Raw genomic sequence first — 12,596 nt, 5'->3', positions numbered from 1 at the left:
AGGTTTTTCTCATTCCAGCAGGTCACTTATATAGGCACTTATCTTATTTGGGCGGACAGAATACAGGAAAAACAATTACGTTCAAAAAAGATTCCGAATAGGCTCTAAGGCAAGAGTGAATTTAGCTATATCAGGCTTCATCCAGGTATTAAGCAGAGTTGAGTCGATTCCCCCACTGAGTAACAGTGCTGATGGACGAAATGTCGATTTACAACGGTTGATAGCTTCACCTAGTGTTTCTTCAATTGAATGCGATGATGGTTCAGTTTGAGGAAAAAAATGCTGGCGTTGAATCAACCGTGCTTGCCCTTCACCAAGCCTAAATCTTAACTGCTCTCCAGGGGCTACAAGGCGTATACCGGAAAATAAACTTTCGCCTTCTAAAGTACCCCCTGTTGCCACAACCTGAGCTATCGCGGCGATATTTGGTATACACTCACCTAACAAAGTCAGTATCGGCGTAAGCTCGGATGAAAATATCAACCGTCCACGATCTGCTTGATAAAAATAGTAGAGGGGTTTGATTCCGTAACTATCACGTTGTAGTGTCAATGAAGCACTATGCGGTTGCCATAATGCTATCGCAAACATTCCATCTGGTAGTATTCCTTTTTCTATTCCCTCACAGAGCAAGCGAACTTCATCCACAATTCCCACATTTGGGGAGTAAACTTCACCATTATATGCGGCATAAGTTTCTCCATATTTCACTGGTATCGGTAGTGAGGCTGCACTAGACATTGGCAGGCGTGTCATTCCTAATGCACCTGCAGGTAAGTCAACAAACCCGTTATCATAAGGACCCCGATGATGAAGATTCTGAAGTGCTTGACGAAAACGAGCACCATCAAACCTTGGTCCAATATCACCCAAAATGCCGCACATTATGATACTCCCTGGGTAATAAGTTCGGTAATAGCGCGTCGGTCGTGTTTACCGGCACCATTTAGTGGAAGCTTTTTATTGAGGCAGAAAACAGAACGCGGGGCACGGGATATGCCTAAATGCTGTTGTAACCAAGTTAACAGAACACTTTCTTGCCCAAGTTCTACTTGGATAACTGCAATATAATCTTCACCATAAATATCACAGGGTACTTTCAGACAACACACATCTATCACATCACTACGGGTATTCAACAATTGTTCACACTCGTTAAGGTGGAACAGGTTTCCCCCTTTATTTATTGTCCCATCCACACGACCCAATACATAAAATCCACCTTGATCATCGAAATAGGCAATATCTTGGGTATCCAGCCAGCCATCATGTACCACTTGTGCCGTTAGCTCGGGCTGATTTACATATCCTGAAAACAGACTTGGTGTTTTCACCCATAATCGCCCGCGAGAACCAGGTTGGGTAATTTCATGACCCTGTTCATCAGTCAAACGTAGTGTCAGGCCGATAGCAGAACCTACCGTATTATCAAATTTATTTCTATTTAGACGACCAAATAAAAAGGCAAAACCACACTCACTCAGTCCATAAATGTTGGCTAACGGAGCAAAATTGCGCTGAAATTCCTCCTGTAAACCGGCATCCAAGCGGGCTGAACCAGACACACACAATAAGCGGGATAATGGAAAAGGAACCGTGAGCGGAACCCCTTCCTTAACCATAAAATTGACAATAGGTGGAACCATATAGAGAAAGCTGATATTGAATTGTTCTACTAACTGCCAAAATTTTATGCAGTCAGACCAGCAATGTTGCGGAAGTAATACTACACTGCCACCATACAGTAGAGGAAACAGGAAGTTGATACCAAGTATTCCTAATCCACTGACTCGATAAAAACAGCCAGCACGAGTATGTTCACCTATCTTTAGGCTGCGCTGACCAATGGCATAGGCGTTCACCATAGCTCGCTGACTGAGAACGATACCTTTAGGTTTACCTGTAGTTCCTGAGGTAAAAATAATCATTCTGCTATTTGCGGCTGCGTGCTCATCAAACATCTCAACAGAATCGGATGAAAAGTCAGGAATAAATTGCAATGTGGCAAACTCATCCTGAATAGGGACAGCACTTACCAATATCTGTAGCACCATCTCATCAATAATTGCCTGTTTTGCTGTAATACCCCATTCAGGATCGATTAGGACCAAATCTTTTCCTGAACGGATAACGCCATAAATCATACACAGGCAGTTATAGCTGTTGTCCAGTATCACACCAATGCCTTTGCCAGGTAAACCCGCAAACTGCCAAGCCAAAGCATCGACAAGCATATTGGTTTCTTTCCATCGATATTCAATAGCTGATTCGGGTTTTAAGGCATCAATCAACAGAGATTGCTGTGGCGAACTAAGGGCTTTCTTACGGAGTGTAGTATCCAGCGTGATGGGCAGATATTCCATCTGTCCTCCTAGCGGTTTACCGCAGTAAAAGCATGAATATCAAAGTTAACAGCAATCGAATTGGCACCACCAATTGTCATGACATTTTCCATAAATTCATGAGCGTAAGCCTCCCCACCTTCCAGCTCAATATAGCGAGTCACGTAGCTAGTAGATAAAAAAAACAATGCTAATTCTTCTGCAGAAAGGAAAATAATATTGGCAAACACCTCACGTTGTGCGTTATACAGGTGCGGACAATCACGCATCAGTTCGAGCGTATCATCATATTGTGTCAGACGAGAATCTCGGTACTTTGCCCAGCGCGAGATCAATTCTTTTTCAATATAATCGCGCAATGGCCCATAAACCATTGGAAAATCATATTTATAGGCGCAAAAAAGCCCTCCGGATTTTAACCACTTTTGTAAATTCATTAACACTACTTGACGATCCATCCAGTAAAATGAGGTTGCACTGGTTATCAGGTCATAATTGCGTGGCGGGGAGAAAGTTTCTGCTGGAGATACGCTAAACGTTATATCAGGATAGCTATGGCACGCTCGCTCAATAAGAGCATCACCAAGATCACACCCTTGAACATAAGCAAAATACTCTTTCAAACGAATGGTAGAAACGCCATTGCCGCAGCCAATATCCAATGCAGCTTCATTTGAAGGTGCTCGGACAGAGAGTGAACGATATAACTCATCGGGGTAGGTGATTTTGCCCCTTACGATATCATAAGATTCTGCATTTTTATTAAATTGTTTCACTGTGTTATCTCCAATAAACTTTCATGGTAATCGCCTTTATGGACAAAGTTAATATAGGTGCCACAACCGCGAATAAAACGATAGGAGTGAGCCACACCCGCAGGGATGAAAACACTGGCTGGGCTATGTATATGACGAATATCGCCCCCAAGATCGACTTCCACCTCTAGGCCGATATAGTCTTGACCATCTCCTAAGAACAAGAATACGGAGTCACAATTATGAGTGTGGCTATCAACATGACCTGTCTCTGCAGACTCATCAGCGCCTATCATCGAAAATTGGCGGGCAATAAAATAGTAGGGAGACCCATCTACCAATCGTTTATCCAACATCACAAAGCGTTTTCCTGGGCCGTGGCGGTGATACTTCAGTTCTGTTGAAGATTTTTCCAACGGAACCAGAAAAAGCTCTTGTTCTTGTAAGGGAGTAAAATGATCCAGAGAGATGTATCCCTTGATGAGTTTTGGATCAAAAATGCTGTAAGCAGCACTGTCTTTTTGCATAGCAAGTTGGTGTAAGCGGGCAACATGCACAAACGCATTTTTACCTACAATCGGTTGCATTGGAGACATTGGTATTCTGCTATACGCTTCTACCAATTCAGAGAGCGCCAAAATTCGGGAAATATCAAAACGATTTTGTTCAAAACGTGTAGCAAACAGCGTAATCAATTGGAAAGTATCAGTGATACCTGCACGTTCACCTATACCATTACAACTCGTAGAGATCCATTCAACTCCCGCTTCAATCGCTTTTAACGTGTTAGCTAGCGCTAGTCCTCTGTCGTTATGAACATGATATTCAAGAACAATGTCAGGAAACTCATAGCGTAATAGCGATAACACATCAAAAGTTTCATCGGGTAGTAGAATACCTACACTATCAGCGAAACAAATACGATTAGCACCTGCTTCACGAGCAGCTATAATCATACTGACCAAGTCAGGGACTGCAGTTCGCCCTGCATCCTCAATGGTTGCCCTGACTAACAGTCCTTGTTCACGGGTATATCGGATAGAAGAACCAAACATGGTTAGCAATTCTTCGCGGCTCTTACCTTTAAACTTCGTTGCCATTGAAATTTCATTAATAGAGGCGAACAATCCAACCCAGTGAGCGCCAGTTTGTAACACAGCATCGATATCTTCCAAGCGAGCTCTGGCGTGAGCTAACACTGGCACAGGTGAGGTTGCTACCACAGCTTGCACACGTTCTGCTTCTTTCGACGAAATAAAAGGATGTCCACATTCAATCGTATCTACCCCTAATGCCGCTATTTCTCGGGAAAGTAGTACCGACTGTTCAGTAGTAAAGCAACACTGGCGGGTTTGCATGCCTTCTCTCAAAGTGCAATCAATAATACGTATCATGTAGGGTGCTCCATACTTCTGACTAAGGTTTCAAAACAAGGAGCAGCCTGAAAATCCATAATTTTTGGTGCATGATTAAATTGTCGAGCAAAGCGTGCCAAAAAAGTCACCATTTTCATTGAATGATTTAATAATTCTTTGAGGGATTCATCAATATTGGTTTCTGAAATCTCTCTATCAGGGAAAATAATTTTTAGATTATCAATTACCCATACTTTCATATTTGCCTCACATTAGTCTTTGATATTCGTTCTCTTCAACAAACACTATTGGCATGCCTATACGCAATTGACCGCTGATATTCATGTAACTGCCATGCGGGGTTTTTGCAGGCCATACCGAGATATCTCCTGCTTGAAGTGATACATCCTTTAGTTTTTCCTGAGAAATTTGGTTTTTTTCGAGGTCGATGCACTTAAACATGGGATAATTTAGATTGAACTCGTGCGGATAAACCACATCAGTATCGGGCAGATAAAACATACCTCCGTTCTCTTTAAATGCCGGAGTCAAAGCTACCCAGAACGTCCAAGCGGTATTAAAGGGTTTTTCCCACAATGCAATGTCCTGATGTAGAGGAATAAACGATTCATCAGCATGACGTTTAATAAAGGCTGCATGACGTAACAAACGAGGGTTATCGAGGTACTGACTTACAATTTTCGTCAGCCCGGAATCATAACGCCATGCCTGCCAGAATTGTGGGTCATGATTAGAGATGTTGCGGATTTTTTTTGCATAACGCAGTTTATCATCACCAATATCGAACTCTGGCTCTAGCCCTGCAGACGGAAAATCGGATTGTGCAAGAATCCAATCCAGCGCCAGTTTTTGAAAATCGGGTAAAATTGCCTGCTTATGAAATATCATGAAAAGGTAACCTCTTGAATTAGTTTGATAAGGTAAGAAATCACGCTACTCTCTTTCATTACCTCGTGATGACGTACTGAGGCGTCGAATTGATGGACATGCTGGATCAACAAATGCCAGTCAGTGTTTACGTTGATATTATTTCGAGTGCAACGTATCCACCATGCTTGTTGCAAGGCTGGTTTTGGTTGCCATTGGCTGAATAGGCTAATGTTATTTAGAATAACAGGTAACTTTATTTCATTAAGCTCCTGCATCAAGGAAAGCCAGTCTTGTATATCTGTTGTTAGCCAGCGCTGATACTGTTCGTCGACAGGCATTTCACGTAACGAAAATGAAGGCAAATGGCTGTCCACCATAACTAAGCGGGCAGTAGGGAAATTGCGTTGGCAGAGTTCGTATCCCAGAGCACCACCGAACGAATAGCCAATGATCCAAGTCGGCTTATATTTCAGTCCATCAGCGATAAGAGCAGCCAGTTCAGAAAGATCTTCTTTCATAGCTAATGTGTGATAATTAATACTTTCCACCTGTTCAGGTAGATGGGAAAGCAGGGTCTGAAAACAACTGGGATGTCCAACGAAATCAGGAAGCAAAAGTATCATCAAGTCAGCTCCTCTACCAAGGCGCTGTGTAAAGCGTTGCTAAATGTTTCTCCCCAGCGGGTTGTCAGCTTAACGTGCCAGAATCCTGGTTCTCCATGAGTGACGGTTATGGTGATAGGTTTTCTACTACGAAATTCAGGATGATGCTGAAACCCTTCCATTACTATTGATGTATCTATGAAATTGAGCATCACAATAGCATCACGATAATTGAGTTCACACAGAGAAGTAATTTCCTCCTGAGGCAACTGTGCGTGCTCTAGCCACGACAAACGGAGCTGGTCAAACTCCGTGACTTCATAGCGAGCATCCAGCAGTATCGGTAATAGATTGACATAACATCCACTGCCCGTATTTCGCCCTATACGGCGCAAAGTAACCGGGGTTACTGCTAACTGAGGACCATTAATATTCAGCTTAGCCAATGTCCGTGATAGGGCCAGAATCATACGGGCAAGCATTTGTGGTTCATCGTGCAATGTGAAGCTCATCAATGAGCTATCGGGTAACAATTCCCATGTCGGAGGCATGGCCAGTATGCTGAAAAGCACTTTTTGATTACACCAGAAAGTTTGTAGCCGTTCTCGGTGTACTGTGATTTGTTGTTCTAAGACCCAAATTTGTTGAATAAAATCCAGATCCGGCTTTGGCCATGTAGCGGTCTTTAACCAAACATGTACCCGGGAAAGCAATGTCTGAACAAAGTCAGCATCCGCAATCAAGTGATGCAGCCATATTCCCCACCGCATGTCCTTACCACAACGTGCATATACGACCCGCAGCATTCCTCTTTTAAACACAGAGTGAGAGTGCTGTAATTGTTCGCGAATAAAATCCTGAGCATCTGCATACTGCACAGATTCCTGATATTCAGGTTCGGCATTATATGGTGAGGTAAAAAGACGTAATTCGAGTCCACTATCCCCCCACTCCACCGCACTATTGAGAAGTGGAAAAGTTCTATATAGACCTTCGATCAAGTTTTTTAGTTTGGAAGGTTCTGGAGGAACAGAGTCTGGTGCCAGGTAGAACAATCCGAATTGTGAACAGTCTCCGGAAATAATCTCACTCAGTACCATTGCATTAAGCCAGCAAGGAAGTGGCAAAATGCAGGAACTATCACTATAAGAGGTAAGCAGCTGTTCTTTTTCTTGCTGTAGCCAGGAACGTTCCTCTTGATCTAACTGTTGCCACTGACCATAAATAACCAGCCGATTACCAAATGGTAAGCAATAAATTTGCCGCTGAGATAACTTCTCAAAGATTTCATTCATAGTACCAGAACCCCCTCAGGAATAGGATTCTGTAATGTATTGACATCAATTCCCTTGCGGGTTAGCAGGGAAGCGAAATCAGCAAGAGTCGCATGCTGATAAAGTTCCTGAAGGGAAAGTGCCACATCAGAATAGTATTGATAACAAGTAGCCAGTAAGCGCAAAGCATGTAATGAATTACCGCCTGATTCAAAAAAATTGTATGCTGGAGAGGTAACTGGATAGCCCAGCAATTCTGACCACCAGATGGCACAGGCTGCTTCTTGCTGGCTCATTTCCATAGTTGATGATTGGGATTGTAATGCTTGCCATTGCGAAAAAAGCGCTCGACGATCCACTTTTCCATGCTGAGTCAAAGGTAGTAAACGGACACAAAACCAAGAGGACGGACGTTCCCAAGAAGGAAATTTCAGCATAGCTTGACGAGCTGGACGATCATCTTCTGCTTGTAGTACGGCTATCAGCTGTTTACTACCATGATATTGCTGCACCAATAATGAACAATCTTCTACTCCCGGAATATTGCGCAGTCTATTTTCTATTTCATTTAAATTAATACGGTAGCCATTAATTTTTATTTGACTGTCCGCTCGACCAATAAAATGTAGATTTCCCTCTTCGTCATAATATGCAAGATCGCCTGTACGATAAGCTCGTTGGGATATTCCCTGCCAAGTAATAGTAACAAAGGCTTGTGCTGTACGTTCTGGATCACCGAAATATCCCAATGCTACTCCCTCCCCAATAGCGTATATTTCACCACTGAGACCAGGTGCAGTTATATGTTCACCTTGCAAATCGCAAAGTAATACCTGCGTACCGTTGATTGCCTGTCCGATAGGAATATCATGCCCCGTTAAATCCTTAGCCCGAATTATGTGGCAACAAGTAAACGTAGTGTTCTCAGTTGGACCATAGCCATTTACAAAATTGATTTTTGGGTGAGCATTAAAGGCTTTACGTACATGAGAAACTGATAAAATATCTCCACCAGTTAGTACAGTATGTAATCCATGTAGACATTGAATATCAGTATCAACGAGAGCATTAAAAAGGGCTGTAGTCAGCCACAAAGTATTGACACCATAATAATGAATAGCTTTTTGTAGAGCCTGTGGGGTCAGTATTTTTTCTTGATGGACGATACAAGTACCGCCATTGAGCAATGCTCCCCAGATTTCCAGAGTAGCTGCATCGAAAGATAAAGGGGAATGAAATAGAAATATTGGACGAGAATCAAAGTCGAGAAATTTTTGTTGGCGACAAAGACGGATAATACCCGCGTGAGCACAAACAATTGCTTTTGGTTCACCCGTACTACCGGATGAAAAATTAACATAAGCCGCATGATGAATTGGTATATCGGGGAAAGTACTTGGAACAAAGCAACTATCGCTCTTAATTCTTAAAGAAAACAATGTAATACCGTTAGGTATATTTGCAGGGTAATTACCTGTGGAATAGAGCATTATATGGCAATTTAGTCGACTAAGTTGCTGTTCAAGCCAAGTTTTTGGTTGATTTAAATCAACATAGACATAGTAATTTCCGGAAAGTACGATTGCCAATAAAGCAACAATAGTTCTGACATTATGAGGACCTGCGACAGCAATACACTTCCCTTTACCTTGCTGGGTATTCGCCAAATGCACGCAGAGCTGGCTTGCCGCAGCATATAACTGCGAATAGCTTAAGGATTCTGTTTCGTCAATAACAGCCTGTGAGTCCCCATAAAGATCAACAATATGGGATATTATAAAATTTATTGATTTATAGTTATCCATTTTCCCAGTAACAATATAGTTCAATCTTTTTAGCCCGGAAAAAATCTTAATAAAAACTAAATAGACAATCCATATAATAAAAGCAGATTAATTAAACAAATTTTAAATAAATGTTATCATTTTTGTTAAAAATATGTTATTAAAGTGATTTTTATACGTACATAAAGAATGCTATTAGCTGCATAAATTTGAAACTGCCATAGCACAAAACTAATGGTCAGTCAAAAAGAGTTTTTCACTTAATCGGGAAATAACCATTTTGACCTATAACGTCACTGACGCGCTGCGCTTGTCTTCTCCGAGTTACCGGGCTAATACATTAACCCGATAACTCGGAGAACTGAAAAACACCTGCCAGAAAAAATTCTTATTTAACCCACCCTATTAAAGAATTAGTGATAAAACTGTTCACCTATTCACTTTTAAATATTTTTGTTTAAATTCATAATTTTAAATGGTATTAACCTGAAATCAAACTCATCATTACTCTTCAACTAACCCTTCACCTCAAACTTGAAAAAATGGTGAACAGGGTTGAATACTTGCGAACAGTTTAAAAATAACTATCAATCCTATAATAGATTGATATATCTGGTTTAAATTACAAAGTGAATAATGGTGAATACTTTTTTATATTTCTTTGAAAAATGTCTGTATAAGAAAAAATTATTCTTCTGGCTGGTCATTCCTTGTCAGTTTTGGCATCCATTCATTAGCTGTGTCGACATTGAGGTTCATATTGCTGCGAATACCGTATTTGCTTTTCTTGCGCAGGTAATGCAGTCCATACTCTGCCAGTGCGCCCGGCATATCCATGCCAAAACGCGTTACGGAAACAGGTTTATTCAGGTTATTGCCTTTCATATAAGCAAGGTAGGCGTGATAAAGGTATTTGCGAGGATTGAATGGCATAATTTCCGCATTGCCGATTAACAGACCATCAGCTTCATGGGATGCAATCAGATGGCCGCAAAAATCGACCAATGGATCTGTGCCGCGTTTGATCTCCAGCGCTTCTTCTGATTTTTGTTGCTCTGCCAGTAAACACCTTGCGGCTTGTGGATCAGCGAACCGATACAGCAGATGTCGGATAATCACAGGCAATTCCGCCGCAATTTTATCCCGCAGGAGTGGATCGCGTTCATTTTCTGGCACAACTTCGGAAAAGTTGAAAATTACCCGACGCCGCGACACGCCACCACTGCGATCACTGAAACTCATGGCGTTATTGTTCACTGCCAGTACGACAGCAGGAATACGGGTTGAATAGGGTTGTTTGTGCTTCGGGTCAATGGCAACTTCATCACCGCCTGTAATGGCCTTAATGCCGGAGCCATCACCTACATAGCGAGTCTGGTCTGGCAGGATAATCAACGAATACCCGACAATCAACGCCCGTTCCCGTGGGTTTTCCAGTGCAGCCATACTGGCGGAAACGGTGTTGCCTTTGCCTGCCAGCATAGCGCAGATTTCAGCAAAGATGCTTTTTCCACTGCCTCCAGCGCCGGTGACCTCCAGAAAAAGCTGCCAGTCATAACGGTTCGCCAGTACCATAAACAGTGCCGCCAATACACGATTAAACTTGCTTTCACAGTTGGCTGTTGCCCGATTCAGCCAGTGCCAGAACTGTGGCGCATGGTTTTTCAGGGTTTCCCCCGAAGTGGGGGAATTGAATTCAACATCATTAGCAAGTAGCAGCCAGTCACTTTTACGATGCGACCGGAACTGGCAGGTTTTCAGGTCAAACACACCATTATTGAACCCGATTAAGTGGCGCTTTGGTGGTTGCATCATGGGAAGTTGTAATTTCAGAGCATCCACGGCAGAGCTAATACCATGTGGTGAGTACGGCAGCTTTTCTTCCATAAAGGCCGCCACCATTTCCCGTTTTAAATCACGGTCACTGACCGGACGCCAGACAATACCATCATAGTGATGAACGCTTTCCGAAGCGCCATCCAGTGCCAAATTGCCGTCATAACGTGCCAGTAACACTTCCCCGCGCTGACTGGCTCCCATCTGGCATAATGTCAGTTTTGAAGGCTTGGCATCATTGGGCTGAGGAGTTGCTTTTTTCTTGGTTGATATCGGTTGATAAAGTCCCTGAGAAAAGGCATGTTTTGCTATTTCCACACCGTATTGCTGGCGATAATCGTCCCAATCAGCTTTATGCTCTGTAGGTGGCAATGTGATCCAACCATTAACCACAAGGGCAGCTTGTTCCGCTGAGATCTTTCCAACATTCTTTTTGGGCTTACCGTTCTTATCCAGTTCGTCGGGACTGTGCCAGTCATTATCGGCGGCGAAAATAATTTTTGTATCCAACCAGTGCTCCCGAACTGCTTGAGCGACAGATAGCAAATTACCTGCATCCAGTGCCGCCAGAACAGTACCTTTATAAAGTTGATTAACTGTGAGCGCAGTAGCATAACCTTCAGTAATGATTACTGTGTCGGAGTGCTCTTCCAGATCTGATACAGCAATAAATGCACCTTTCTTCTGGCTACCAGAGAGTAATTTTTTCTCGCCATTAGGCTTAATGATCTGTGCGCCTGTTACTTTTTTATCCAATGTTGTCAGTGTCAACACTATCGAATTATCGGACAGCAGCCGCTGACCAGGGCAGTGCAGCCCTTTTGCGGTCAGATAGGGAGATTGTCCGGCGACAGTTTGCGCCATCAGTGCCGTCACTCTTTCAGCAATCGATTGTGTTGTTTGAATGCTTTCCCTATTTGGCTTGGGTTCTGGCAAAGGTAATGCCAGCGTATCCGCAATAACTTTTGCTGCTTCAAGAATCGAGATCCCTTTGGTTTTTGCCACTAAATCCAGCCCATCACCATAGTTTGGGGCGTCACATTGGCGACAATGCCAGTTGCCATGATGATGGTCGTCAATAAAGTGAAAACGGTCAGTACCACCGCAGACAGGGCAAGCACCATGTTTCCCCTTTGCGGGAATGTCGATGCCGCATGCAGGCAACAGATTTTCCCAATGGTACATAGCAGATCTTTTCACGGTCTGAATCAGATCGGGCTGTTTTTGTCCGTCTGTTTTATCTGAAGATGTAAATTTAGGGTGAGTTTGGTTATGCTGTGTATCAGCCATTATCGTTCTCTCTCAACGGTTATTGGTCAGACGCCCTGTATGTGTTGCGAGCACTATGGGGCGTTGTTTTATTTGGTTACTAAAATTAAAATGGTCATTACCATGTAATTTAAAATATCCTTGGGTAATTACCATGTCAACACAAAAAGAAAAGCGTTCTCCCCAATACCAAATGAGATTGACGGAAGAATTCAGGCAACAACTTGAAGAACAGGCAAAAACCGATGGTGATGCTTCCCTTGCTACATGGATCAAGCGCGTACTTCGTAAAGAACTCCAATCACGTGGTATTGAACCCAAGGGTTGAACCAGCCGACAATTAATTAGAAGGATAGCTCCCATGCCGCTATCCTTTTGCTGTTTAAATAACCCGAATTCTGCTTAAGCCATCATTGGAACAGCGTCTTCTGAATAGAAAACTTCCAGTGATGGTTTTTTCAATTTAAGGCAGTAAGCGATCAGTCCAC

At 42.7% G+C, this 12,596-nt stretch carries 11 protein-coding genes; 1 reads left to right on the top strand and 10 read right to left on the bottom strand.

Annotated elements, in window-relative coordinates; all coding sequences use genetic code 11:
- Positions 1-81: 81 nt before the first annotated feature.
- The 10 genes from Xedl_RS16995 to Xedl_RS16955 all read right to left on the bottom strand — a co-directional run bounded on the left by Xedl_RS16995 (position 82) and on the right by Xedl_RS16955 (position 12,129).
- Positions 82-885, bottom strand: coding sequence for an asparagine synthetase B family protein (locus Xedl_RS16995; protein WP_074024957.1), 804 nt, complete (start codon positions 883-885; stop codon positions 82-84).
- Positions 885-2,363, bottom strand: coding sequence for an ANL family adenylate-forming protein (locus Xedl_RS16990; protein ID WP_074024956.1), 1,479 nt, complete (start codon positions 2,361-2,363; stop codon positions 885-887). The genes Xedl_RS16995 and Xedl_RS16990 overlap by 1 nt, the downstream gene beginning before the upstream one ends.
- An 8-nt stretch (positions 2,364-2,371) precedes the next feature.
- Positions 2,372-3,118 carry a class I SAM-dependent methyltransferase gene (locus tag Xedl_RS16985; RefSeq protein WP_074019580.1) on the bottom strand — a complete coding sequence of 249 codons (747 nt, stop codon included), beginning with the start codon at positions 3,116-3,118 and terminating at the stop codon, positions 2,372-2,374.
- Positions 3,115-4,491 (bottom strand): 2-isopropylmalate synthase, encoded by a 1,377-nt coding sequence (locus Xedl_RS16980; RefSeq protein WP_074024955.1) that lies wholly within the window; start codon positions 4,489-4,491, stop codon positions 3,115-3,117. Before Xedl_RS16980 ends, Xedl_RS16985 begins: the two co-directional genes overlap by 4 nt.
- Positions 4,488-4,712 (bottom strand): hypothetical protein, encoded by a 225-nt coding sequence (locus tag Xedl_RS31690; protein ID WP_074019578.1) that lies wholly within the window; start codon positions 4,710-4,712, stop codon positions 4,488-4,490. Before Xedl_RS31690 ends, Xedl_RS16980 begins: the two co-directional genes overlap by 4 nt.
- 7 nt (positions 4,713-4,719) lie before the next feature.
- Positions 4,720-5,361, bottom strand: a complete 642-nt coding sequence (locus Xedl_RS16975) for a phytanoyl-CoA dioxygenase family protein (RefSeq protein WP_208605079.1) — start codon at positions 5,359-5,361, stop codon at positions 4,720-4,722.
- Entirely contained in the window at positions 5,358-5,966 is a 609-nt protein-coding gene (locus tag Xedl_RS16970; RefSeq protein WP_074024954.1) for a thioesterase domain-containing protein, read from the bottom strand. The genes Xedl_RS16975 and Xedl_RS16970 overlap by 4 nt, the downstream gene beginning before the upstream one ends.
- Positions 5,966-7,240: a hypothetical protein gene (locus Xedl_RS16965; RefSeq protein WP_074024953.1), complete on the bottom strand. Its 1,275-nt coding sequence runs from the start codon at positions 7,238-7,240 to the stop codon at positions 5,966-5,968. The genes Xedl_RS16970 and Xedl_RS16965 overlap by 1 nt, the downstream gene beginning before the upstream one ends.
- On the bottom strand, positions 7,237-9,024 hold the full coding sequence (locus tag Xedl_RS16960) for a non-ribosomal peptide synthetase (RefSeq protein ID WP_074024952.1): 1,788 nt from the start codon (positions 9,022-9,024) through the stop codon (positions 7,237-7,239). Before Xedl_RS16960 ends, Xedl_RS16965 begins: the two co-directional genes overlap by 4 nt.
- A 666-nt stretch (positions 9,025-9,690) precedes the next feature.
- Positions 9,691-12,129, bottom strand: coding sequence for a DUF5906 domain-containing protein (locus Xedl_RS16955; RefSeq protein WP_083600380.1), 2,439 nt, complete (start codon positions 12,127-12,129; stop codon positions 9,691-9,693).
- Positions 12,130-12,262: 133 nt separating this feature from the next.
- On the opposite strand from Xedl_RS16955, the gene Xedl_RS29825 reads away from it, so the two are divergent.
- A complete protein-coding gene (locus tag Xedl_RS29825; RefSeq protein WP_167366726.1) occupies positions 12,263-12,436 on the top strand; it encodes a hypothetical protein in 174 nt (57 codons plus the stop codon).
- Positions 12,437-12,596: the final 160 nt, after the last annotated feature.

The organism is Xenorhabdus eapokensis, from assembly GCF_001908105.1.
This window is presented reverse-complemented; position numbering and strand designations above follow the sequence as displayed.